The organism is Nocardiopsis sp. CA-288880 (genome assembly GCF_050955985.1).
Classification (GTDB): Bacteria; Actinomycetota; Actinomycetes; order Streptosporangiales; family Streptosporangiaceae; genus Nocardiopsis; species Nocardiopsis tropica.
Window position 1 is genome coordinate 6,233,746 of the sequence record NZ_CP192105.1, and the last position, 23,269, is coordinate 6,257,014.

Consider the following 23,269-nt stretch of genomic DNA (forward strand, 5'->3'; position numbering starts at 1 on the left):
GTCCGTGTGCCGGGTGCACGGGCGGGTGTCGCCCGGGAGCGGGGAGGCGACAACGCCCTTTATATGACACTTCGTCATCATCTTGACAAGCCTGATGCTTCGGTGTTCAACTGTTCCGGCGCGGACTTCGAGTTAGGCAAGGCTCACTTCACAAAGGTAAGCGTAACCTAAAGAACTTCCCCCACCTCACGCGGAGGGCGGTCTCCCACCGCCCCGCACGAAGCGAAGGCCTCTGATGCAAGCAGCGGTTTCCCCCCGCCCCGGCCACGGGCGGCGCCGCGGGCTCGTCCCGCCCCTCGCAGCCACCGCCGTCGCGGCGGTGCTGTCCACGACGGTTCCGGCGGCGGCGCTCGCCGAACCCGTCCCGTCCCAGGACGGGGAACACGGCCACCCCCGCGTCACCACCGTGGACCGGACCGGGGGCCTCGACCCCGAGGGCGACACCGTCACCGTCTCCGGGATCGGCCACGCACCCGGCTCACTGGTCGAGGTCGCCACCTGGGCCGTGCCGGCCGGGTCCGCGGACACCCGTTCCGCCGACGACGGCGCCGTCCCCGACGACGGCAACGCGGTGACGGTCGAGGTCGGCACGCGCGGAACCTTCACGGTCGCCCTCGACACCGGGGCGGGGTTCGCCGCCGTGGCCGGCCTGGACGCGGAGGAGGACCCGTTCGAGATCCGCCTCCTGGAGCTCGCCCCCGCCGGGGACGCGGGCGCGGCCGCCGGGGGGACCCGGGCACCCGACCCGGCGCGGGACACGGGCGGGGACACCGGGGAGGACGCTTCCGGGGACACCGGCGGGTCCGCGCCGACCGCCTCCCCCGGCGCGGGGACGGGCGTCTCCGAGGCCGTCCCGGCGGCTCCCTCCGCCCCGGTCGTGGTGGGCCGGGTCCCGGTGGCCTTCGCCGCCACGGCCGCCGTCCCGGAGACGGCTCCCGGGACGCTCCCGCGGGCAGAGCCGCGGGCCCGGCCCGCCGCCCCCCGGGCCCCCGCCCCCCGGGAGCCCGGCACCCCCGCGCTGACCGTCTCCAGGACCTCGGGGCTCGCCCCGGACGGTGAGACCGTCACGGTCACCGGCACCGGCTACGACACCTCCAAGGGCGTCTACGTCGCCCTGTGCGACACCAGCTCGGCCGGCCCGGCGCAGGCCCCCGGACCGTGCATCGGCGGCGTGGACATGGACGGCTCCGGCGGCGCATCGGTGTGGGTCTCCAGCAACCCCCCGCCCTACGGCGAGGGACTGACCACCCCCTACACCGGCAGCGGCGCCGACGGCGGCTTCAGCGTCCAGCTCGAGGTCCGGGCCGGTGACGAGAACACCGACTGCACCGCCTCCGGCACGGAGTGCGCGGTGGTCACCCGCAACGACCACACGCGGTCGAGCGACCGCAGCCAGGACGTGTTCGTCCCGGTCTCCTTCGGCTCGGGCTCGGGCTCGGGCGACGGCGGTTCCGGTTCCGGCGGCCAAGCCGGGAACTCCGGAGGCGGCGAAGCCGGGACCTCCGGAGGCGGAGGAGACGGTGACGGCGGGAACGGCTCCCCCGGCCGGCTCCCCCGGACCGGCGCCGGGCTCCACGGCCTCGTCCTGGCCGCCTCGGTGGCCGCCCTGGCGGGCGCCGCGGCCCTGTTCGCCACGCGCCGCCGGCGCGGGAACGGCACCGCGACGGATCCGGCCGCCGGCTGACCGCCCCCAGACCCCCCACCGGCGGGCCCCGCCGCCCCCGCTCGGCACGGGCCGCCGACCCGCCGGCCCCCGGCACGCGCCGGGGCCGCCCCCTCCACCCATCCCCCTCACGATTGGACCGACGAATCCCATGACCACGACCACGACCGGCGGGAGCGGAGCCCCGGGCAGAGCCCGCCGGGTCCTGCGCGCCCTCACCGCCTACGCGGGCGTCGCCGCCCTCGGCGCCTCGCTCGCCGTCGCCGCGGCGCCGGCCTCCGCCGACGAGACCGTGCCCCTCGAGGGGGGCTCGGCCGCCTGGGGCGTGAAGCAGTCCTTCCGCAACTACATCTCCGGGCCGATCGCCCACGGCGGCTACGAGGCCTCCGGCGGTGCGACGGTGCTGGCCGACGGAACCGTGGACTTCCCCACGGCGGGCGGCTCGGTGTCCAAGGAGGACGCCTCCGGTGAGGTGGACTTCGCCGGAACCGTCGTCTTCAGCGGCCACGACTACGGCCGGGGCCCCGTCCTGGAGGTCCGGGTCTCCGACCCGCGCGTGGTGTTCGACGGCGACGCCGCCACGGTGTACGCCGACGTGACCAGCCGCGAGTTCGGCGGCGCCGACCCGAACCTGCCCCCGGGCGACCTGGTCGAGTACGGAGAGGTCGCGGTCGCCGAGCTGACCGGCGCCGAGCTGACCGTCGAGGGCGAGGAGATCGCCTTCACCTCCGCCGCGGGCACCCTGCACGCCGACGCGGTCGAGCCGTTCGCGAACTTCTACGCCGCCGGGTCCCCGATGGACCCGCTGTCCTTCACCGCCGGCATCGCGGACGTCACCGACCCGGGCGGGCCCGACCCCGCCCCCCGGGTCACCGTGGCCCCGGACTCCGGCCTGGACCCCGCGGGCGACACCGTCACCCTCGAGGGCACCGGCTTCCGCCCGGGCCAGGGCGTCTACGCGGCGCTGACCGCCCTCCCGCGGTCGGCCGACTCCTTCCCGGCCCACTACACCGGAGCGGTGTGGCTGCGCGGCGCCACCGCCCCGGGCGAGGACGGCGCCTTCAGTACCGAGGTGGCGGTGACCGGCTCCTACGACAAGGACGGCACCACCTACGACTGCGTCGAGTCGCAGTGCTACGTGGCGGTCTTCAACGACCACACCGACATCGCCAACCGCGACCAGGACGTGTGGACGCCGGTCTCCTTCACCGCCGAGGAGGAGCCCACCGAGGAGCCGACCGACCCCACCGGGGAGCCGACGGACCCCGTCGACCCCACGGACCCCGAGGGCCCGCTGACCGTCCACAACGGCCGCGCGGACTGGGGGGTGAAGGAGTCCTTCCGCAACTACATCACCGGCAACATCGCCCACGGTGAGATCAGCACCGGGAACGGCGCGACGACGAACGGGGACGGCACCTACGCGTTCACGAACGGCAGCGGCGAGGTGGACCTGTCCGCGTCCACGGCCGACATCGGCTTCGAGGGCACCGTCGTCTTCGAGGGCCACGTGTACGACGGGGCCGACCCGCTCCTGCACATGACGGTCAGCGACCCCCGCGTGGAGATCGAGGACGGCGCGGGCGTCCTGTACGCCGACGTGGTCAGCAAGTCGCTCGCCGGCGAGGAGCTCGTCTCCTACGAGGACGTCGCGTTCGCCGACCTGGACCTGTCCGGGGTGGAGTACGAGCTCGAGGACGGCGTCCTGAGCTGGGACCCGATCCCCGCCTCCCTGACCGCCGAGGGCGTGCCCGCCTTCGCGGACTTCTACGCCGAGGGGGTGGCGCTGGACCCGGTCGCCCTGACGGTGAGCGTGGACGAGGACGTCACGGTCCCGGGCGGCGGCGACGGAGCCGGGGGCGGCCCCGGCGGTCCGGGCGGTCCGGGCGACGGCGGGGGTGACGGCGGCGGCGACAACCCCGGCCTGCCCAACACCGGCGCCGCCCTCACGGGCCTGCTCGCCGCGGCCGCGGTGGCCGTGGCCGCCGGCGGCACGGCCGTGTACGCCGCCCGCAGGCGCCGCGCCCCGGTCCCCGAGGACGCCGCCTGACCCCGGAGCCGCGGGGCGGGCGCCCGGACCTGAGCCCCTGAGCGGGCCCGGACCGGGCGCCCGCGGGGCCCTGGAGGCCGCGGAGCGCGTTCGCCGGAGAGCGGGGGCACGCGCGCAGCGGCCGAGGACCCGCGGAGAGCACGAAGGCCTCGGCGCGTTCGCGTGCCGAGGCCTTCCGTGTGGCGCCCACCGCGTGGAGGCGACGTGGAGACGTCCTACTTCATCATCTCCTCGTAGGCCTTCTTGCAGTCGGGGCACACCGGGAACTTCTTGGGGTCCCGGTTGGGGACCCAGACCTTCCCGCACAGGGCGATCACGGGGTTGCCGGTGACGGCGCTCTCGGTGATCTTGTCCTTCTGCACGTAGTGGGCGAACCGCTCCCGGTCCCCGCTGTCGTGGGAGATGTCCGGCCTGGTCTCGCTGTCAGGAAGGACCTTGTTGAGGATGTCCATCGCCATCGTGCCTCACACCTTTCGACGTCTGCGTTCCACGGTATAGGGTGCCGCACCCACACCGGTGGGCGCTCAGTTCATGGTGGGGTCGTCCGGGTAGGTGGACAGGAGCGCCATCCGCCCGCCCTGGCGCCGCAGCACCCGGGCCCACAGGCCCTCGGGGGACGTGGTGAACACGTCCGAGGCGACCGCGTCGACCACGAACCACGCGCCCTCGTCGATCTCCTCCCGGAGCTGGCCCTCGCTCCACCCGGCGTAGCCGGCGAACACGCGGAACGCTCCCAGGGCAGTCCCGAGCACCTGCGGGGGCCCGTCCAGGTCCACCACGCCGACCGCGTCCAGGCCCAGCCCCGGGGCGAGGCCCTCCAGCGGCGACCAGCCCGGAGGCGGTTCCCCGACCCCGGCCGCGCCCAGGGCTATCCCGGAGTCGGCCCCGACGGGGCCGCCCGAGAACATCACCGCCGGTTCGCTCGCATAGGCGCCCCAGTCGGTGACGACCTCGTCCACGGCCATACCCAGGGGGCGGTTGAGGATCACCCCGAGCGTGCCGTCGGCCGTGTCGTCCACGACGAACACCACCGAGCGGCGGAAGGAGTCCTCCTGGAGGAGGGGGGCGGCCACCAGGAGCCGCCCGGTCATAGTCGACTGGTCCATGCTGCACCTCTACCCCGCAACAGCCGCCGATCCGCCCGTGTTCCCAGGCCGTTACACGCCCGGGTCCACCGCTCCCTCCCGCGGGGCGCCGCCCCCGGGTCCGGCGTCACTGGACCTGGTCGCGCAGCCCGCGCTGGGCGACCTCGCGCACCGCGGTCGCCACGTGGGTGGACAGGTCGGAGTGGAACACGCTGGGGATGATGTAGTTCGGGCCCAGCTCGTCCTCGCTGACGACGTCGGCGAGGGCCTCGGCGGCGGCGACCATCATGTCGGAGGTGACGTGGTGGCTCTGGGCGTCGAGCAGCCCGCGGAAGAAGCCGGGAAAGACCAGGACGTTGTTGATCTGGTTGGGGTAGTCGCTGCGGCCCGTGGCCACGACGGAGGCGTGCAGGTGCGCGACCTCCGGGTCCACCTCCGGGTCGGGGTTGGCCAGCGCGAAGATGATCGAGTCGTCGTTCATCTCGGCGATGTCCTCGCCCTCGAGCAGGTTGGGGGCGGAGACGCCGATGAAGACGTCCGCTCCGGCGACGGAGCCGCGGAGGTCGCCGCTGTAGCCCTCGGGGTTGGTGTGCTCGGCGATCCAACGGAGGTTGGGGTCCAGGTCGTCGCGCCCGGTGTGCACCGCGCCGCGGACGTCGCTGACGATGATGTCGCGGGCACCGGCGTGCATGAGGAGCTTGAGGATGGCGGTGCCGGCCGCGCCCGCGCCGGACATGGCGATGCGGACCTCGCCGAGCTTCTTGCCGACGACGCGCAGGGCGTTGCGCAGGGCGGCGAGCACGACGATGGCGGTGCCGTGCTGGTCGTCGTGGAAGACGGGGATGTCGAGCAGCTCGCGCAGGCGGGCCTCGACCTCGAAGCAGCGGGGCGCGGAGATGTCCTCCAGGTTGATCCCGCCGAACCCCGGGGCGATCACCTGGACGGTGCGGACGATCTCGTCCACGTCCTGGGTGTCCAGGGCGATGGGCCAGGCGTCGATGTCGGCGAAGCGTTTGAACAGGGCGGCCTTGCCCTCCATGACGGGCATGGCGGCCTCGGGGCCGATGTTGCCCAGGCCCAGGACGGCGGACCCGTCGGTGACGACGGCGACGCTGTTGCGCTTGATGGTCAGGCGGCGGGCGTCGTCCTTGTTCGCGGCGATGGCCTGGGAGACGCGGGCGACGCCGGGGGTGTAGGCCATGGAGAGCTCGTCGCGGTTGCGCAGCGGCACCTTCGACTTCATCTCGATCTTGCCGCCCAGGTGCATGAGGAAGGTCCGGTCGCTGACCTTGTGGACGACCACGCCCTCGACGGCGCCCAGCGCGTCGACGATGGCCTGCGCGTGCTCGGTGTCGCGGGCGGCGCAGGTGACGTCGATGCGGATGCGCTCGTGCCCGGCCGCGGCCACGTCCAGCGCGGTGATCATGCCGCCCACCTGCTCGACGGCGTTGGTGAGGCTGCCGACAGCGCTGCCCCCAGCGTCGAGTTCGAGGCGGACGGTGATGGAGTACGAAACGCTGGGAAGGGTGGCCACGTGTTGCTCCTCGGCTCTGGCTCGGTGTTGTGCGCCCGTCGGGCACGCGGACGGCCCCTCACAGGGACGCGCTGCCGGCGTCGGGGGACCCTCCCGCCGCGGGGCCGCGCCGCGCTCCCGCGGCCCGGCCGGGGCCCGGTGCGGTAGGCGCGTGCGCGGGGCGGCGCTCGCGTCCCGCCCGTGTACGGGGCGAGGGTGTCCTGCGTGTCCGGTTCGCGCGGTCCCACCGTGGTGGCGGCCGCACGCGGACCTCGGTTGCGGGTGGGGGCTGGTCGGGACCCGGAACCAAGTCGCCTTACCTTACCTGAGTCAAGCGCCCACCGTCAGTACAAGGTGACAATTACCGCGATGGTAAAAAATCGCACAAATTACGACGAATCAGAAGTGTCGTCGGGGCGTCGGCCGGACTGGGGCGGGAGCCCCCCGGCGGGGGCCGCCCGGTCCTCGGCGGCCCTCACGACGAGGTCGGTACAGGCTTCCAGGGACAGCGCCGAGGTGTCCAGGACCAGGTGGTAGTGGCGCGGGTCGGCGGGGTCGGCGCGGTAGAAGCGGCGCACGTACGAGGCCCGGGCGCGGTCGTTGTCGTCCAGCAGCCGCAGAGTGGGCACGCCCTCCCCCCAGCCGTGCCCGGAGCACTCCTCCCGGTCGCCCGCCTCCCACAGGGCGCGGGCCCTGCGCAGGCGCGCGTCGCGGTCGCCGTCCAGGCGCACGTGCAGGGCGGCGGGGTGGTCGGCGAGGACGACGGCCCCGGCGCGCCCGAGGACGACGCCGCCGCTGTGGGCGACCTCGCCGATGACGAGTTCGGTCTGCTCCACGAACTCGTGGTCGTAGAGGAGGCGCCCCTCCTCGTCGGTGGTGCCGATGAAGGCGGTGTCGACGCTTCCCAGCGTGACGGTGGGAAGGCGCGCGGCACTGGCGAGGAGGCGTTCGAGCCCTCCGGGGGCGCGGTCGTCGCGCTGGAGGACCTCGTCCAGGGAGCAGCCGATCTGGGCCGCCACCGCGCTGGGGATCGCGCGGTCGAGGAAGGCCACGCCCAGCCGTGCGGCGACGGCCGGCCCCACCGCGCTGCCTCCCGCGCCGTAGGTGGCCGAGATCGTGACCACGGGCTCGCCGGTCCTGCGGGGGTCGTCGTCGCTCGCCATGGGACACCTGCCGGGTCGACCCGCGGGCCGTGCCGGCCCGCCTCTTGCGGACTCTTTACCCAGGCGGCGGCGGACCACCCGTGATCGTCCGCGCAAGAAAGCGCCGGCTTTCCGCGGCACCCGGACCTGTCGGCGCGACTCCGCGGCCGGTTCCGGACGGAACCCGCCGGGGTCCGCCCGTTCCGGCCCCGGTCGGAGCGACCGGGGCCGGAACGGGCGGACCGCTCCTCCGCGCCGTCCTCAGAACAGCGCGGAGGTGAGCTTGCGCCGGGCCGCGCTCACACGCGGGTCGCCCGGGGGCAGCAGGTCGAACAACCCCAGCAGGTGCTGGCGCGCCCGGTCGCGGTCCTTGTCGCGCGTCACCCTGACCGTGGCGACGAGGCGGTCGAAGGCGTCCTCGAACTTGCCTCCGTACATGTCGATGTCGGCCGCGGTGGTCTGCGCGTCCACGTCCGCCGGGTCGGCGTCGGCGGCCGCGCGGGCGGCGTCCGGGTCGATCTCCTGGAGGCGCCCCACCAGGCGCACCTGGGCGAGCTTGCTCCTGGACTCGGTGTCGCCCGGGTCGGCCTCGACGGCCTTGGCGTAGACGGCCGCGGCGGCGTCGAAGTCGCCCCGGTCCAGGGCCTCCTGGGCCTCGGCGTCCACCGGGCGGCCCTGGGGCGCCTCCGGCTGCGCGCCGGCGGCGTCCTCGGGCCCCGGCTCCCCCGCGAGGGTTCCGGGGTGGCCCGGGGGCAGCGCGCCCTGTTCCTGGAGGGCGGCGAACGCCTCGGTGAGCCAGCCGGTGAGCTGCTCCTCGGTCGCCGGGCCCGCCGGGCCGGGCAGGAGCTGCCCCTGGACGGCCACGATGATCATCGGGGCCGTGGGCACCCGGAGGGCCTGGACCAGCTGGGGGCTCGCGTCGCTGTCGACCTTGGCGAGGAACCAGTTCCCTCCGGAGGCCGCCGAGAGCTTGTCCAGGACGTCCTCGAACTGCTTGGACTGGTCGGACCAGCCGGCGAGGACGGCCAGCACGACGGGAGCGGTCATGGACCGCTCGAGGACCTGGGCCTGGAAGGAGGACTCGTCGACGTCGAAGGCGTAGGGGTTGGATCGACCCGCCGACTCCGCCGCACGCTGTTTGGCCTCGCGTTCCATGGCCGCCTTGCGCGCGCCGAGGTCAACGGCACTGTTCGGTGAAAAGTCCGAAGGCTGCATGCTTCCATCCTGCCGTATCCGCGGGGAGGGCGTGGACCGCCCGCGAAGGGGCCGGGCCGTGTTCGGCCGAACACGTCCCGGGGGCGGGCCTCCCCTCCTGCCCCCGCGTGACGAACGACGGGCCCCGCCGGAGGGTTCCGGCGGGGCCCGTGCGGGTCGTGGGAGCCCGGTCTCAGAAGCGCGGGTCCTCGGTGTAGGTCCCGAACTCCTCCCCCATCGCCGCGCAGATCTCGCCCATCGTGGCCTCGGCCCTGGCGGCGTCCACGATGAGGGGGATGAGGTTGCGGTCGTCCGCGCGGGCCCCCTCCAGGAGGGCCGCCAGCGCCGCGTCCACGGCGGCGCCGTCGCGGCGCGACCGGCGCTCGGCCAGCTCGCGCTTCTGCTCGCGCTCCACCTCGTGGCTGATCCGGAGGATGTCCAGTTCGCCGGAGACGGTGCCGGTGTGGCAGTTGACCCCCACGATCCGCTTGTCGCCCTTCTCCAGGGCCTGCTGGTACTGGAAGGCCGACTCGGCGATCTCCGAGCTGAAGTAGCCGTTCTCGATCCCGGCGAGGATGCCGGAGGTCATCGGGCCGATCGCGTGCTCGGCCCCCTCCCCGCCGCCCATCCGCAGGATCTCCGCGAAGATCCGCTCCGCCTCGGCCTCCAGCTCGTCGGTGAGCGCCTCCAGGTACCAGGAGCCGCCGAGCGGGTCGGCCACGTTGACGACGCCCGTCTCCTCCATGAGCACCTGCTGGGTGCGGAGGGCGATCTCGGCGGACTGCTCGGTCGGCAGCGCCAGGGTCTCGTCCAGGGCGTTGGTGTGCAGGGAGTTCGTGCCGCCGAGCACCGCGGCGAGGGCCTCGACCGCGGTCCGGACCACGTTGTTGTAGGGCTGCTGGGCCGTGAGGGAGACGCCGGCCGTCTGGGTGTGGAACCGCAGCCACTGGGCCTTCTCCGTGCGGGCGCCGTAGACGTCCCTGAGGCGGCGCGCCCAGATGCGCCGGGCCGCCCGGAACTTGGCGATCTCCTCGAAGAAGTCGATGTGCGCGTCGAAGAAGAACGACAGCCCGGGCGCGAACGCGTCCACGTCCAGCCCCCGCGAGAGGCCGAGCTCGACGTAGCCGAAGCCGTCGGCGAGCGTGTAGGCGAGCTCCTGCCCGGCCGTGGCCCCGGCCTCGCGGATGTGGTAGCCCGACACCGACAGCGGTTTGTACGCGGGGATGTGCTCCGCGCAGTACTCCATGAGGTCGCCGATGAGCCGCAGCTGGGGCTCCGGCGGGTACAGCCACTCCTTCTGGGCGATGTACTCCTTGAAGATGTCGGTCTGGAGCGTGCCGTTCAGGGTGCGGATGTCGACGCCCTGGCGCTCGGCGGCGACCAGGTACATGCAGAACGCCGGGACGGCGGGGCCGCTGATGGTCATCGAGGTCGTGGTGGCGCCGAGGGGGATGCCGTCGAAGAGCAGGTCCATGTCGGCCACGGAGTCGATCGCCACCCCGCAGTGGCCGACCTCTCCCAGGGCGTGGGGGGAGTCCGAGTCGTGGCCCATGAGGGTGGGCATGTCGAACGCGACCGAGAGCCCGCCGCCGCCGGAGGCCAGGATCATCTTGTAGCGCTCGTTGGTCTGGCGGGCGTTGCCGAAGCCGGCGAACTGGCGGATGGTCCACGCCCGCCCCCGGTAGCCCGTGGAGTGGAGTCCGCGCGTGAAGGGGAACTCGCCGGGCCAGCCGACGCGCTCGAAGCCGGGCGCCTCGGCCCCGGGCGCGGGCCCGTAGACCGGCTGCAGGGGGCGCCCGGACAGGGACGTGAAGTCGGCGTCGCGTGTGCGCGCGGAGTCGTAGCGGCGCTGCCAGCGCTCGCGCCCGGCCTCGATCTCCTCGGCCCCGCCGCCGTCGGTGGGGTCGCTCGTGGTGTTCGCCATGACGAAATAGTAGGACGTCCAACTAAATATGTACAGGGACGACACCTGCGGCGCCCCACCCGGAGCGGGCGGCTCAGCGGCCCTCGGCGGCCCCGGACACGGGTTCGGGGAAGTCGCCGAAGTCCACCCTGAGCTTGGTGAACGTCTCGTGCATGCGCCACAGCTCCTCGTCGGAGTAGCAGCCCAGCCCGAAGTCCATGCCCAGCAGTGCCCGGGTCGCCTCCTCGGTGACGGCGCGCCCGGTGTCGGTGATGTCGGCCAGCACGCCGCGGCCGTCGCTCGGGTTGGGGCGGCGGCGCACGAAGCCCTGCCCCTCCAACCGGTCGATGGTGTTGGTGACGCTGGTCGGGTGCACCATCAGGCGCTCACCGATCTTGCCCAGGGGCAGGGAACCGGAGGCGCTGAACGTGAGCAGGACGAGCGCCTCGTAGCGGGCGAAGGTCAGACCGAACGGCTTGAGGGCGCCGTCCAGCTCGCCGATCAGGATCTGCTGCGCGCGCATGACCGAGGTGACCGCCGCCATCGCGGGCGAGGCACCCCATCTGCGCGTCCAGTTGTCGTGTGCGCGCTCGATCGGGTCGAACGGAAGATTCAACGGGTTTCCCACGCCGTCACTCTAGGGCGTACCCGGAGGGCGCCGTCCCCCACGAGGGCCGACCACCCGCCTTAGCATCCGCACGACGCGGAGTCAATGGATTCCGGTGGCCACAAGGGGACACGGGCGCCCCGGGAGGCCGGTCCACCCCTCCAACTCGGAAAACCCGAAACCGCGGCGGATTCTCTCCAGAAAGTTCCCGGGAGGCCGTTGACGCCACCCGTAATTATTAGTTAAGTTTCCTAAAAATTTATCCCCCCACGTCAGAGGCACCGGAACGATTTCCAGGACCTCACTTCGCTCGTGGACCACCCCTGCCGGAAGACCGCGCAGGCACCCTCCGACCGACCGGCCGCAGCCCATCCCACCCGCTCCGCGGTGCGACGGTCCTCCCCCCGCCCCCAGCTCATGACCAGGAGATCTCCCGACGTGAGAGCACGACGTTCCGGCACCCTGCTCGCGGCCCTCGCCGCAGCAGTGCTGGCCGCCCCACTGGCGGCGGCACCCTCCACCGCCGCCGCAGAGGAGGCCGACGCCTCCGACCTCACGGTCACCTACGTCGAGTCCGCCCGCTGGAACACCGGCTACACCGGTGAGATCACCGTCCACAACGCCTCGGACACCCCCGTGAGCGACTGGACCGTCGAGTTCGCGCTGCCCGACGGCAGCCGCATCCACGAACTGTGGAACGCGAGCCTGGCGGGCACGGCCGGGGGCTACACGATCACCCCGCCGCGCTGGGGCGCCACCGTCCCCGCCGGCGGCGAGTACTCCTTCGGCTTCAACGGCCTGCACGCCGACGGAGGCACCGACCCCGTCGGCTGCCTCGTCAACGGCTCGCCCTGCTCCGGCGGCGAAGGCCCCTCCCACGACAGCTACTCCGTCGCCTACTTCACCCAGTGGGGACCGAGGGAGCGCGACTACCACGTCCGCGACCTCGTCGACAGCGGCAGCGCCGAGAAGCTCACGCACGTCCAGTACGCCTTCGGCAACGTCAGCGCCGAGGGCGAGTGCGTCATGACCGACGAGGAGGGCCAGGGCGACGCCCTCGCCGACTACGGCCACCCCGTCCCCGCCGACCAGAGCGTCGACGGCGTCGCCGACGACCCCGACCAGCCGCTGCGCGGCAACTTCAACCAGATCCTCGAGCTCAAGGAGCAGTACCCCGAGCTGGCCGTCAGCATCTCCCTCGGCGGCTGGGAGTGGTCGCGCCACTTCTCCGACGCCGCGCTGACCGCGGAGTCCCGCGAGAAGCTCGTCAGCTCCTGCATCGACCTCTACCTCCGGGGCGACCTCCCCGAGCTCAACGGCGCGGGCGGCGAGGGCGCCGCCGAGGGCGTCTTCGACGGCATCGACCTCGACTGGGAGTGGCCCGGCTCCGACGGCAACCCGCACAACGTCGTCCGCCCGGAGGACAAGGAGAACTTCACCGCCCTCGTGCAGGAGTTCCGCGACCAGATGGACGAGCTCGGCGCCGAGGACGACCGCCACTACGAGCTGACCGCCTTCCTGCCCGCCGGCGGCTGGCGCCTGGACGCCGGCTTCGAGCTGGACGAGCTGATGCCGAACTTCGACTTCGTCACCGTCCAGGGCTACGACTACCACGGCACCTGGGAGTCGGTCACCAACCACCAGTCCAACCTCGTCACCGACGCCCGCGACCCCGAGCCGGTCATCTCCGCCGAGCTCATCCACCAGGCCTACATCGACCGCGGGGTCGACCCGGCCAAGCTGGTCCTGGGCATCCCCTTCTACGGACAGGGTTGGACCGGCGTGGAACCCGGCCCCGACGGCGACGGCCTCTTCCAGCCCGCGACCGGCCCCGCGCAGGGCACCCACGGCACGGGCACCGAGGACTGGAAGGTCCTCCGCGGACTCACCGACGAGGGCTACGAGCTGTACCGCAACGACGAGGCCGGGACGGCCTGGCTCTACGACGGCCGGACCCTCTGGACCTACGACGACGAGACCGCGGTCGCCCAGAAGACCGACTGGGCCCAGGCCCAGGGCATGGGCGGCGTGATGATCTGGTCCATCGACGGCGACGACGCCGAGGGCAGCCTCATGGCGGCCATCGACGCGGCGCTGGTCGACTGACCCCTCGAACCCCCGGTCCGGCGCCCCCGGACCGGGACCGGGCGGCGTCGGTGCTCTGATCCGGGGAGCACCGCCGCCACGGCCGGCGCGGACCGATGTGCGACGGTCCGCGCCGGCCCCTCCCCCACCCCTCCTCCACCCCCAGCGGGAGGACCCGCCATGCCCCTGCCACGCACACGCCACCGCTCACGCGCACCCCCGCCCCGGTCCCTGTCAGCTCCGATCACCGCACTCCCTGGGCGCACACCCCCGGCCGAGCGCCGCCCGAGACACTCCCACGGCGAACGGCACCCCCCACACCGCTCACGCTCCAGGAGCAACCAGTGAGAGCACGACGACTCAGGAACCGCCTCGCGGCACTCGTGGCCGCCGTCATCGCCGTCCCCCTCGCCCTGTCCGCCACCCCCGCCGCCGCGAACACCGCCGGCGTCACGGTCACCTACGTGGAGACCAGCCGCTGGGAGACCGGCTACGGCGGACAGATCACCATCTCCAACACGTCCGGCACCCGCCTGACCGACTGGTCCGTCGAGTTCGGGCTCCCCTCCGGCACCGCCATCACGTCCCTGTGGAACGCCACCCTGGCCCGGTCCGGCGGGACCCACACCCTCACCCCGCCCTCCTGGGGCGCCGACGTCCCGGCCGGCGGCAGCTACTCCATCGGGTTCAACGGCACCCACGGCGGCGGCGACACCGCCCCCGTGAACTGCCTGATCAACGGCAACAGCTGCTCCGGCGAGCCCGGAGCGCCCGACACCGAGCCGCCCACCGCCCCGGCGGGGCTGACCGTCACCGGCACCACCTCCACCACCGTGACCCTGGGCTGGCAGGCGGCGACGGACAACGTCGCCGTCACGGGATACGAGGTCCTCTCCGGCGGACAGGTCGTCCGTGCCGTCACCGCCAACTCCGCGACCGTCACCGGGCTGACTCCCGCGACACAGCACTCGTTCACGGTGCGCGCCTACGACAGCTCCAACAACCGGGGCCCGGAGACCGCGGCCGTGACGGCCACCACCGACGCCGGGGGCGGACCCACCGACCCGCCGCAGGAACGCCGCGTCGCCTACTTCACCCAGTGGGGGATCTACGACCGGGGCTACCTCGTCCGGAACCTGGAGACCTCGGGCACCGCGGACAAGCTGACCCACATCAACTACGCGTTCGGCAACGTCAACGCCAACGGTGAGTGCTTCATGGCCAACCAGCTGGGCCAGGGCGACGCCTGGGCCGACTACGGCCGCTCCTTCACCGCCGACCAGAGCGTCGACGGCGTGGCCGACACCTGGAACCAGTCCCTGCGCGGCAACTTCAACCAGCTCCGCAAGCTCAAGGAGCGCAACCCCAACCTCAAGGTGCACATCTCCCTCGGCGGTTGGACCTGGTCCCAGCACTTCTCCGACGCCGTCCGGACCCCCGCGTCCCGGGAGCGCATGGTCTCGTCCTGCATCGACCAGTTCCTGCGCGGCAACCTGCCGCTCTTCGACGGAGCGGGCGGCCCCGGCGCCGCCCAGGGCGTCTTCGACGGCATCGACCTCGACTGGGAGTGGCCCGGATCCGCCGGGCACGAGCACAACACGGTGCGCCCGGAGGACAAGCAGAACTTCACCGCCCTCGTCTCCGAGTTCCGCACCCAGCTGGACGCCCTCACCGCCGAGACCGGCCGCCCCTACGAGCTGACCTCCTTCATGCCGGCCGACCCCAGGAAGATCGACCTCGGCTTCGAGATGCAGCCGCTCATGGCCGACTTCGACTTCATCACCGTCCAGGGGTACGACTACCACGGCGCCTGGGAGAACACCGCCAACCACCAGTCGAACCTCGTGGCCGACGCCGCCGACCCCGGTCCCGACGTCTACTCCACGCAGACCACGGTCCAGGCGTACATCGACCGCGGCGTCAACCCGGCCGACATGGTCCTCGGCGTCCCCTTCTACGGCCGGGGATGGACCGGGGTCGCCCCCGGGCCGAACGGCGACGGGCTCTTCCAGTCCGCCACCGGACCCGCGCCCGGCCGCTACGAGCAGGGCATCCAGGACTGGAAGCTCCTGAAGAACCTGACCGGGTACCAGCTGCACCGCGACAACGCGGCCGGGACGGCCTGGCTCTACAACGGCTCCACCTTCTGGAACTACGACGACGAGATCTCCATGGCCCAGAAGACCGACTGGGCCCAGGCCAACGGCCTCGGCGGAGTGATGATCTGGTCCGTCGACGGCGACGACGCGAACGGCAGCCTCATGAACGCCATCGACACAGCGCTGGCCGGCTGACCCCGGCCCGCACCGGAACCGACAGGGCCCGCCCCCCGGCCGGGGCCGGGCGGGGCCGCCGCGGACAGCCGTCCGCGGCGGCCCCGTCGCCGCTCCCCCCGGGCGGCGCCCCACCGACGCCGCCCGGCCGCAGCACCGCCCCCGGGCGGCCGCGCCCGGCCGTGTCGGACGGCCCCCGCACGGCGGGGCGGGCGTCCGCCCCGCGCGCCCTACGCCCCGAGCTCCTCCAACAGCGCCTCGGCCGCGGCGTACGGGTCGCTCCGCCCCTCGGCCACCTCCCGGGCGAGCGCGTCCAGGCCGGCCTCCTCCCCGAGGCCGCCCAGACGGGAGCGCAGCCGCTCCAGCACGATCGCCTGGACCTCGTCCCTCGCCCGGGCGCGCCGGCGCCCGGCCAGCCCTCCGGTCGCCTCCAGGTGGGCGAAGTGCTCCTCCACCCGCTCCCACAGCTCGGTGATGCCCTCGTCCTCCGCCGCGACGGTCAAGACGATCGGCGGCTTCCACTCGTCGTCGGCGCGGTCCTTCATCGCGACCATCTGGCGCAGCTCGCGCAGGGTCGCCCTCGCCCCGTCCCGGTCCGCCTTGTTCACGGCGAACACGTCGGCCACCTCCAGCACTCCGGCCTTCGCCGCCTGCACCGCGTCCCCCATGCCGGGCGCGGACAGCACCACGGTCGTGTCGGCCCGGCCCGCGATCTCCACCTCGGCCTGGCCCACGCCCACCGTCTCGACCAGGATCACGTCGAACCCGGCGGCGTCCAGCACCCGCAGCGCGTGGGGGGTGGCCCAGGACAGCCCGCCCAGGTGGCCCCTGTTGGCCATGGAGCGGATGTACACGCCCGGGTCGGTGGCGTGCTCCTGCATCCGCACGCGGTCGCCGAGCAGGGCGCCCCCCGTGAACGGGGACGAGGGGTCCACCGCCAGGACGGCCACGGTCAGGCCCTTGGCCCGCACGGCGCGCACGACGGCGTTCGTGGTCGTGGACTTGCCCACGCCCGGCGAGCCGGTGAACCCGACCACCCTCGCGCGCCCGGTGCCGGGGGCCAGGCCCGCCATGATCGCGCTCAGTTCCTCGGCGCCGTTCTCGACGAGGGTGATCGCGCGGGCCAGTGCCCGGCGGTCACCTCCCCGGACCCGTTCGACCAGCTGGGGGGCGTGCATGGGACTCCTAGGTGTCGGCAGGAGCAGGACGGGGCGAGGGCTCGTGGCCCCCGCCCCGCCGCTGTCGGGTGCGTCGCGCGCTCCGGGGCTCCCCCGGGCGCGGTGTGTCTTCGAAACAGTGTCTTCGGACGCGCCGCCCCCGCCGGGATCCGCCACGCGGGCGGCCGGGGGTCGCCCGGGACCGCGCGCGGGCCGGGGGGACGGGCGTCCGGCCCCTGCGGCGCACGGGGCGCCCGGGGCCGGGCCCGCTACTCGGCGGGGACCGTGAACAGCAGGGCGTCGCCCTGGCCGCCGCCCCCGCACAGGGCCGCGGCGCCGAACCCGCCTCCGCGGCGGCGCAGCTCGTGGACCAGGTGCAGCGCGATGCGGGCGCCGGAGGCGCCGATCGGGTGGCCGATCGCGATCGCGCCGCCGTTCACGTTGACGATGTCCTCGGAGACGCCCAGGTCCCTGGTGGACTGCAGGCCCACCGCGGCGAACGCCTCGTTGATCTCGATCAGGTCCAGTTCCTCCACGGACCTCCCGGCCTTGGCCAGCGCGTGCCGGATCGCGTTGGACGGCTGGGAGTGCAGCGAGTTGTCCGGGCCCGCGACGTTCCCGTGCGCGCCGATCTCGGCGAGGACCGGGACGCCCAGCTCCTCCGCCCTGGCCCGGCTCATCACGACCACCGCGGCGGCGCCGTCGGAGATCTGGGACGACGAGCCCGCCGTGATGGTGCCCTCGCTGTCGAAGGCCGGGCGCAGCTTGCCCAGCCCCTCCGCCGTGGTGCCGGGCCGCACGCCCTCGTCGGCGGCGAACACGACCGGGTCGCCCTTGCGCTGGGGGATCTCCACGGGGACGATCTCCGCGTCGAAGTAGCCCGCCTCCGCCGCTGCGGCGGCCCGCTGGTGCGAGCGGGCCGAGAACTCGTCCTGCTCGCGGCGGCCGATGCCGAGCTTGGCGTTGTGCCGCTCCGTGGAGGCGCCCATGGAGTCGCCCTCGAAGGCGTCGGTCAGACCGTCGTGCGCGGTCGCGTCCAGGACCTCGATCGACCCGTACTTGTAGCCCTTGCGGGACTTGGGGAGCAGGTGCGGGGCGTTGGTCATGGACTCCATGCCCCCGGCCACCACCACGTCGAACTCGCCCGCCGAGATGAGCTGGTCCGCGAGGGCGATCGCGTCGAGGCCCGACAAGCAGACCTTGTTGATCGTCACCGACGGCACGCTCATGGGAATGCCCGCCTTGACGGCGGCCTGGCGGGACGGGATCTGCCCGGCGCCGGCCTGGAGCACCTGTCCCATGACCACGTATCCGACCTGTTCGCCGCTGATGCCCGCGCGTTCCAGGGCGGCTTTGACGGCGAAGCCGCCGAGGTCGGCGGCGGAGAACCCGGCGAGGGAGCCGAGGAGTCTGCCGGTGGGGGTACGCGCCCCACCGACGATGACGGAACCGGGCATCGTAACTGGCCTCCAAGTGATGGGTGACGCACCTGGTCTGCAACGATACCCACACCGCCGTCCTCGACCCTCGGGAGGTTCACGACATGGGCGAAGTACCCGGCCCGGCCAGCGCGTTCCCCGGCCTCACCCGCCTCGACCACGTGGGGATCGCGTGCCGCGACCTCGACGCGTCCATCGCGTTCTACAGGCGGACCTACGGCTTCGAGGTGGAGCACGAGGAGGTGAACGAGGAACAGGGCGTCCGCGAGGCCATGCTCCGGATCAACGGCACGGACGACGGGGGCGCCACGTATCTGCAACTGCTCGAACCCACCCGCGACGACTCCCCGGTCGCGAAGTTCCTGGAACGCCACGGTGAGGGGGTGCACCACATCGCCTTCGGCACGTCCGACGTCGCGCGGAGCGCCGAGGGGATCGGCGCACGCGGGGTGCGTGTGCTGAACCCCGAGCCCCGGGCCGGAACGGCCGGGTCCAGGATCGTCTTCCTCCATCCGAAGGACAACGGGGGCGTGCTCACGGAGTTGGTGCAAACCGCGCACTGATGCGGACGCAGTTCCGAAACGACGTCACAGGGGCGTTCCGGACACATCACATCTTGTGTTCCAGCCGCACGGCTGACCTCCGACCCCGGCGGAAGTTACACGAAACCCTCTTCCCAGGGGTTCCACGCTTGATAAAGTCGGCTAGCTGCCGGATTTGTTTTCCGGAGCTGGTCCATGTCTTGCAGTCCGGTGGTCGAGCCGGGTCGGCCGTCACACCGTGCCGCCGTGTCGTGATGGCATGGCGTACGCGGACGACATCGGAGGCGGTCAGGGGCTGCCAGCCCGCCGCACCGGTCCACCGCCCCCCGGTTCGCGCACCCCCTCCGGACACGCCCGTCCACCGGGGACGGCGCCACCGCCCCCATGTCGTCCCCGGTCCGTTTGCAAGTTAGCCGTCTCGCACCCGTTCAGGATTCCGCCACATGCCGTCAAACAACATTGACACCCAGCTCAACAACATCTTCGACGAAGACAACACCCCGCCCGAATTCGACGTGGTGCTGCGTGGCTATGACCGCACCCAGGTGACGGACTACCTGGACGGCCTGCGCAACGAGGTCAAGCAGAACAGCAAGCAGATCGAGAAGTTCAAGGCCGAGCTCACCTCCAAGAACCGTCAGCTCCAGGAGCGGGAGCGCCCCTCCTACTCCGGCCTGGGCTCGCGGATCGAGGAGCTGCTGCGCCTCGCGGAGGAGCAGGCCAACGAGCTGGTCCAGAGCGCGCAGATCGACGCCAACGACATCCGCTCGGCCGCCAAGATCGAGGCCGCCGAGATGCGCGCGGCCGCCGAGTCCGAGGCCACCGAGGTCCGGACCCTCGCCCAGCGCGAGGCCGACGAGCTGCGGCAGACCGCCGAGGCCGAGGCCGAGGAGATCAGCACCACGGCCCGCCGCGAGGCCGACGAGCTGGCCTCCACCACCGAGCGCGAGGTCCAGAAGAAGCGCTCCGCGGTCGACCACGAGATCGCCGAGAAGCGCGCCACCTTCGAGGGCGAGATCGCCAAGCTGCGCACGACCACCGAGCGCGAGTGCGCCCAGGCCCGTGCCGCCGCCAAGCGCGAGCGCGACGAGACCATCCAGTCGGCCAAGAGCCAGGCCGAGGAGCTGCGCAAGAACGCCGAGCGCGCGTTCGCCGAGTCCGAGGCCCGCCGCACCGAGACCGAGGACCAGTTCGAGCTCCAGCTGGCCGACCGCCGCGCCGAGGCCGAGCGCCAGGACGCCGAGCGCCTGGCGGCCGCCCAGGCCGCCACCCAGAAGATGGTCAACGAGGCGGAGGAGCGGGCCTCCAGCGCCGAGCAGCGCGCCACCAAGGCGAGCCAGCAGGCGGAGCAGACCCGCCGCGACGCCGAGAACCACGCCAAGCAGCTGGTCGGCAACGCCAAGAAGAACGCCTCGCAGATCGAGGCCGAGGCCAAGTCGAAGTCGGAGCACCAGCTCAGCGACGCCAAGGCCGAGGCCAACCGGATCATGACGGCCGCCCGCAAGGAGGTCGACGAGCTCAACCGCCAGCGCGACAGCATCCAGTCGCACCTCCAGCAGCTGCGCCAGCTGCTCGGTGGCGGCGCCGCCCCGGCTCCAGCCCCGGTCGCCCCCGCCGCCCCGGCCCCCGCCGCGATCGCCCACCAGGAGCCCGCCGCGGTCGAGGAGACCAAGCAGCCGGCGCACTCCGGCAAGGGCGCCGACGACGAGGACTGGTGGCAGGAGTAGCGCTCGGGCCGCACCGCGGCCGCCGCGTCCCCGCCCCGTGCGGAGCCGGTGAGCACAGGGAAGGGCCCGCCTCCCCCCGGGGAGGCGGGCCCTTCGCCGTCGAAGGCCGGTGACCTGCCGCGCGGCCGGCGGTGACGGCACGCTCCGCCCGTCCGTCCGAGCCCGCGCAGGCCGAGGCCGACGTGACCACCGGGACCAGAGCAGCCTCAGGGGTCGATGTGACTCAAGAGGCCCCCGGGATCGAGAACGCCCCCACGGGGAGACGTACGACTCATCTCCCCGGCGGGGTCCGCTCCTACCCGAGGGTGCGGACGTCCTTCTCGTAGGGGCCGTCCCACTCGGTCGGCAGCGGGTACGCCTCCGGGCTGACCCTTCTGACGATCTCGTCGAGCACCCGGCGCACGTACGGCTCGCCCACCCACAGGTGCTTGGCCCCGTCCACACCGATCACCTCGGCCTGCGTGAGCGGCTTGAACCGCTCCCTGGCCTCGGCCGGGCGCAGGTAGTCGTCGTGCTCGGGGACCAGGGCCACCACCGGCTTGCCGGTCTCGGCCCACGCCTCCATGTCGGACTCGTCGGCGCGGTGCAGCGGCGGGGACAGCAGGAGGGCGCCCCGCACCTGCGGGTCGGCGCCCCACTTGAGGGCCAGCTCGGTGCCGAAGGACCAGCCGAGCAGCCAGGGCTCGGGCAGGCCCTCGAACTCCGTGAACTCGATGGCCGCGACCACGTCGTGGCGCTCGGTCTCGCCCTCGCCGAACTCGCCCTGGCTGGTGCCGTGGCGCGACGTCGTGCCGCGCGTGTTGAACCGGAGCACCGCGACGCCGGCCAGGGCGGGGAGCCGGAAGGACGCCTTGCGCAGGACATGGCTGTCCATCATGCCCTCGGCGGTGGGCAGCGGGTGCAGGCACACCAGCGTGGCCACCGGGGCCCGGTCCTCGGGCAGGGCCAGCTCACCGACCAGCTCCAGGCCGTCGGCGGTGTGCAGGGTGATGGGTCGTCGCACGGCGGGCAGCACCGTGGTGGCTCGAATCTCCATGGCTCCTCGTCTCCTGGGTGGGTGGGCGCCCCGCGCGGCGGGTCCGCCGACGCGGACCCGCGGGACGCGGACCGGGGCGGGGTGTGCGCGCCGGGGCCGGGCGGACCGGGGTCGGGCCCGCCGGGCGGCCGGGCTCAGCGGCGCGGGGCCCGGGGGGAGCGGTGCGAACGCCGGTCCCAGCAGGAGGAGTGCCAGTGGCGCCGGTCCCCGCCGTCGCCGTAGGGGCGCCAGGCCACCACGTGGGGCATGCCGGACGGGATCTCCTGCGCGCAGCCGGGGCACCGGTAGGCCTTGACGGCGGACGCCCCGGGGATACGGCGTGTGACCCACTCCCCGTCCGGGCCGGCCTCGCGGCGCTGCCCGCCGGTGACGCGCAGCATGAGCGCGTCCTCGTCGGGGACCCCACCGGAGGAGTCACGGCCCCGGGTGGGTTTGCGGCGGGGGGAGTTTCGTCGCGGGCTCACACCGTCAAGGGTAGGAGAGAAACGGCAGTGGCCGCCGTCACACCGGCGACGGCGGCCACCGCGTGAGCGGGCCCGGAGAGGATCAGCCGTGGCAGGCGCAGCCGCCGCCGTGGCCCTGCCCCTCCTCGGCGTCGGGCAGCTGGTCCATCAGGAGCGGCGCGGGCACCGCGATCGTGGTCAGGCTGTACTCGCCCATCGCCATCAGGGTGGTGACCACGGACTCCGCGCCGCGGTCCGCCAGGAGCTCGGTCGGACCCTTGGGGTAACCGCAGCCGAACCGCATCGCGGTGTCGACGTCCTTGGCCGAGGCGTAGCCGTCGCCGATCATGCGCAGGGCGTCGTCGATCTGCGGGGCGATGAGGATCTCCCCGAGGTCGAGGGTCTCCTCGTCCCGGACCATCTCGGCGTAGCGGCTCGCGGCCCGGGGCTCCGGCTCCTCGGAGCGGCCCTCGTGGAAGCCCAGGCCGGTCTTGCGGCCCAGCTGTCCCGCGGCGACCATGCGGCGCAGCAGCGGCGAGGCGGTGAAGCGCGGGTCGCGGTTCTCCTCCCACAGGACGTCCATGACGGCGAGGCACACGTCCAGACCGACCAGGTCGGCGAGGGCGAGCGGCCCCATGGGCAGGTCCGCGGCCTTCCGGGCGGCGGCGTCGATCTCCGCGCGGGTGGCGATCCCCCGCTCGTACAGGCGGACGGCGTCGTTGATGTAGGGCACGAGCAGCGCGTTGGCGACGAACCCTGCACGGTCCCCGACCGCCACGGGCGTCTTGCCGATGCGCTTGGCGACCTCGGTGACCACGTCGACGGTCTCTTCGCCGGTGGACACCGTGGTGATCACCTCGACCAGCGCCATGACCGGCGCCGGGTTGAAGAAGTGCAGACCGACGACCTTCTCGGGCCGTCCGGTGAGCGCCGCGATCTCGGTGACCGACAGGGACGACGTGTTGGTGGCCAGGATCGTCCCGGGCGGACAGATCCTGTCCAGGTCCGCGAAGACGTCCTTCTTGACGTCCATCCGCTCGGGGACGGCCTCGACGACGAAGTCCGCGTCGGCGAGATCCTCCCGCGAGGTGGTGAACGTCAGGCGGGCGTCGATCCCGGAGCGTTCCTCCTCGGTGAGTTTGCCCTTGCTGACCGCCCGCGAGAGGGACTTGTCCATGTGACTGCGGCCGCGGTCGACGGCGGCCTGGTCGATCTCGACCCCGATGACGTTGAACCCCGCGCGGGCGAACACCTCTGCGATGCCCGCGCCCATCGCGCCGAGTCCGACGACACCGACCTTGTCAAATTCCTGCACCATACGCCCAAGACTAAAGGGCGGGACCCCGTGGACGGCGCACGGGATGCCCCGGGCGGGCACTGCGTGCCGCGGGCGGCGCCGGCCGCGCCGGC

The 23,269-nt window shown here is 73.2% G+C and carries 18 protein-coding genes; 6 read left to right on the plus strand and 12 right to left on the minus strand.

Annotation, left to right across the window (positions count from 1 at the left end; all coding sequences use genetic code 11):
* Positions 1 to 235 precede the first annotated feature (235 nt).
* Together ACQPYD_RS26880 and ACQPYD_RS26885 are read left to right on the plus strand one after the other, a co-directional pair.
* Positions 236 to 1,684: an LPXTG cell wall anchor domain-containing protein gene (locus ACQPYD_RS26880; protein ID WP_433698244.1), complete on the plus strand. Its 1,449-nt coding sequence runs from the start codon at positions 236 to 238 to the stop codon at positions 1,682 to 1,684.
* A 130-nt stretch (positions 1,685 to 1,814) separates the two neighbouring features.
* Positions 1,815 to 3,713, plus strand: coding sequence for an HtaA domain-containing protein (locus tag ACQPYD_RS26885; protein ID WP_433698245.1), 1,899 nt, complete (start codon positions 1,815 to 1,817; stop codon positions 3,711 to 3,713).
* A gap of 215 nt (positions 3,714 to 3,928) precedes the next feature.
* Here the strand turns inward: ACQPYD_RS26885 and ACQPYD_RS26890 are convergent, their stop codons facing one another.
* The 7 genes from ACQPYD_RS26890 to ACQPYD_RS26920 all read right to left on the minus strand — a co-directional run bounded on the left by ACQPYD_RS26890 (position 3,929) and on the right by ACQPYD_RS26920 (position 11,166).
* A complete protein-coding gene (locus ACQPYD_RS26890; protein ID WP_267946310.1) occupies positions 3,929 to 4,171 on the minus strand; it encodes a DUF3039 domain-containing protein in 243 nt (80 codons plus the stop codon).
* 66 nt (positions 4,172 to 4,237) lie between these two features.
* Positions 4,238 to 4,819, minus strand: coding sequence for a YqgE/AlgH family protein (locus tag ACQPYD_RS26895; RefSeq protein ID WP_433698247.1), 582 nt, complete (start codon positions 4,817 to 4,819; stop codon positions 4,238 to 4,240).
* A 106-nt stretch (positions 4,820 to 4,925) separates the two neighbouring features.
* On the minus strand, positions 4,926 to 6,332 hold the full coding sequence (locus ACQPYD_RS26900) for an NAD-dependent malic enzyme (RefSeq protein ID WP_267946312.1): 1,407 nt from the start codon (positions 6,330 to 6,332) through the stop codon (positions 4,926 to 4,928).
* Positions 6,333 to 6,700: 368 nt separating this feature from the next.
* Complete coding sequence (locus tag ACQPYD_RS26905) at positions 6,701 to 7,474, minus strand: AAA family ATPase (protein WP_433698248.1); 774 nt, start codon at positions 7,472 to 7,474, stop codon at positions 6,701 to 6,703.
* Positions 7,475 to 7,714: 240 nt separating this feature from the next.
* The gene (locus ACQPYD_RS26910; protein ID WP_433698249.1) at positions 7,715 to 8,668 is read right to left on the minus strand and encodes a co-chaperone YbbN; all 954 of its coding nucleotides are present in this window, start codon (positions 8,666 to 8,668) and stop codon (positions 7,715 to 7,717) included.
* Positions 8,669 to 8,840: 172 nt separating this feature from the next.
* Entirely contained in the window at positions 8,841 to 10,571 is a 1,731-nt protein-coding gene (locus tag ACQPYD_RS26915; protein ID WP_433698250.1) for an acyl-CoA mutase large subunit family protein, read from the minus strand.
* Between the two features lie 73 nt (positions 10,572 to 10,644).
* On the minus strand, positions 10,645 to 11,166 hold the full coding sequence (locus ACQPYD_RS26920) for a MarR family transcriptional regulator (RefSeq protein WP_267950494.1): 522 nt from the start codon (positions 11,164 to 11,166) through the stop codon (positions 10,645 to 10,647).
* 429 nt (positions 11,167 to 11,595) lie between these two features.
* On the opposite strand from ACQPYD_RS26920, the gene ACQPYD_RS26925 reads away from it, so the two are divergent.
* Complete coding sequence (locus ACQPYD_RS26925; RefSeq protein WP_433698251.1) at positions 11,596 to 13,263, plus strand: glycosyl hydrolase family 18 protein; 1,668 nt, start codon at positions 11,596 to 11,598, stop codon at positions 13,261 to 13,263.
* Positions 13,264 to 13,586: 323 nt separating this feature from the next.
* On the plus strand, positions 13,587 to 15,536 hold the full coding sequence (locus tag ACQPYD_RS26930) for a glycosyl hydrolase family 18 protein (RefSeq protein ID WP_433698252.1): 1,950 nt from the start codon (positions 13,587 to 13,589) through the stop codon (positions 15,534 to 15,536).
* A 209-nt stretch (positions 15,537 to 15,745) separates the two neighbouring features.
* On the opposite strand, the gene meaB is transcribed toward ACQPYD_RS26930, so the two are convergent.
* The gene (gene meaB / locus ACQPYD_RS26935) at positions 15,746 to 16,693 is read right to left on the minus strand and encodes a methylmalonyl Co-A mutase-associated GTPase MeaB (RefSeq protein ID WP_433698253.1); all 948 of its coding nucleotides are present in this window, start codon (positions 16,691 to 16,693) and stop codon (positions 15,746 to 15,748) included.
* Between the two features lie 248 nt (positions 16,694 to 16,941).
* Positions 16,942 to 18,129 (minus strand): acetyl-CoA C-acetyltransferase, encoded by a 1,188-nt coding sequence (locus ACQPYD_RS26940; RefSeq protein ID WP_433698254.1) that lies wholly within the window; start codon positions 18,127 to 18,129, stop codon positions 16,942 to 16,944.
* Between the two features lie 86 nt (positions 18,130 to 18,215).
* Between ACQPYD_RS26940 and mce the strand changes: the two genes are divergently transcribed.
* Positions 18,216 to 18,674 carry a methylmalonyl-CoA epimerase gene (mce, locus tag ACQPYD_RS26945; RefSeq protein WP_433698255.1) on the plus strand — a complete coding sequence of 153 codons (459 nt, stop codon included), beginning with the start codon at positions 18,216 to 18,218 and terminating at the stop codon, positions 18,672 to 18,674.
* 422 nt (positions 18,675 to 19,096) lie between these two features.
* Positions 19,097 to 20,380, plus strand: coding sequence for a DivIVA domain-containing protein (locus ACQPYD_RS26950; RefSeq protein WP_433698256.1), 1,284 nt, complete (start codon positions 19,097 to 19,099; stop codon positions 20,378 to 20,380).
* Positions 20,381 to 20,675: 295 nt separating this feature from the next.
* Here ACQPYD_RS26950 and ACQPYD_RS26955 read toward each other — a convergent pair whose 3' ends face one another.
* The 3 genes from ACQPYD_RS26955 to ACQPYD_RS26965 all read right to left on the minus strand — a co-directional run bounded on the left by ACQPYD_RS26955 (position 20,676) and on the right by ACQPYD_RS26965 (position 23,177).
* Positions 20,676 to 21,416 carry an alpha/beta hydrolase gene (locus ACQPYD_RS26955; protein ID WP_433698257.1) on the minus strand — a complete coding sequence of 247 codons (741 nt, stop codon included), beginning with the start codon at positions 21,414 to 21,416 and terminating at the stop codon, positions 20,676 to 20,678.
* Positions 21,417 to 21,550: 134 nt separating this feature from the next.
* Positions 21,551 to 21,880: an ATP/GTP-binding protein gene (locus tag ACQPYD_RS26960; protein WP_267946323.1), complete on the minus strand. Its 330-nt coding sequence runs from the start codon at positions 21,878 to 21,880 to the stop codon at positions 21,551 to 21,553.
* An 82-nt stretch (positions 21,881 to 21,962) separates the two neighbouring features.
* Positions 21,963 to 23,177, minus strand: a complete 1,215-nt coding sequence (locus ACQPYD_RS26965; RefSeq protein WP_433698258.1) for a 3-hydroxybutyryl-CoA dehydrogenase — start codon at positions 23,175 to 23,177, stop codon at positions 21,963 to 21,965.
* Positions 23,178 to 23,269 lie beyond the last annotated feature (92 nt).

Excerpts from the sequence above, each read along its gene's own strand:
- ACQPYD_RS26880 (WP_433698244.1), top strand. The coding sequence starts at position 236 with ATGCAAGCAGCGGTTTCCCCCCGCCCCGGCCACGGGCGGCGCCGCGGG.
- ACQPYD_RS26885 (WP_433698245.1), top strand. The coding sequence starts at position 1,815 with ATGACCACGACCACGACCGGCGGGAGCGGAGCCCCGGGCAGAGCCCGC.
- ACQPYD_RS26890 (WP_267946310.1), bottom strand. The coding sequence starts at position 4,171 with ATGGCGATGGACATCCTCAACAAGGTCCTTCCTGACAGCGAGACCAGG.
- ACQPYD_RS26895 (WP_433698247.1), bottom strand. The coding sequence starts at position 4,819 with ATGGACCAGTCGACTATGACCGGGCGGCTCCTGGTGGCCGCCCCCCTC.
- ACQPYD_RS26905 (WP_433698248.1), bottom strand. The coding sequence starts at position 7,474 with ATGGCGAGCGACGACGACCCCCGCAGGACCGGCGAGCCCGTGGTCACG.
- ACQPYD_RS26910 (WP_433698249.1), bottom strand. The coding sequence starts at position 8,668 with ATGCAGCCTTCGGACTTTTCACCGAACAGTGCCGTTGACCTCGGCGCG.
- ACQPYD_RS26915 (WP_433698250.1), bottom strand. The coding sequence starts at position 10,571 with ATGGCGAACACCACGAGCGACCCCACCGACGGCGGCGGGGCCGAGGAG.
- meaB (WP_433698253.1), bottom strand. The coding sequence starts at position 16,693 with ATGCACGCCCCCCAGCTGGTCGAACGGGTCCGGGGAGGTGACCGCCGG.
- ACQPYD_RS26940 (WP_433698254.1), bottom strand. The coding sequence starts at position 18,129 with ATGCCCGGTTCCGTCATCGTCGGTGGGGCGCGTACCCCCACCGGCAGA.
- mce (WP_433698255.1), top strand. The coding sequence starts at position 18,216 with ATGGGCGAAGTACCCGGCCCGGCCAGCGCGTTCCCCGGCCTCACCCGC.
- ACQPYD_RS26950 (WP_433698256.1), top strand. The coding sequence starts at position 19,097 with ATGCCGTCAAACAACATTGACACCCAGCTCAACAACATCTTCGACGAA.
- ACQPYD_RS26955 (WP_433698257.1), bottom strand. The coding sequence starts at position 21,416 with ATGGAGATTCGAGCCACCACGGTGCTGCCCGCCGTGCGACGACCCATC.
- ACQPYD_RS26965 (WP_433698258.1), bottom strand. The coding sequence starts at position 23,177 with ATGGTGCAGGAATTTGACAAGGTCGGTGTCGTCGGACTCGGCGCGATG.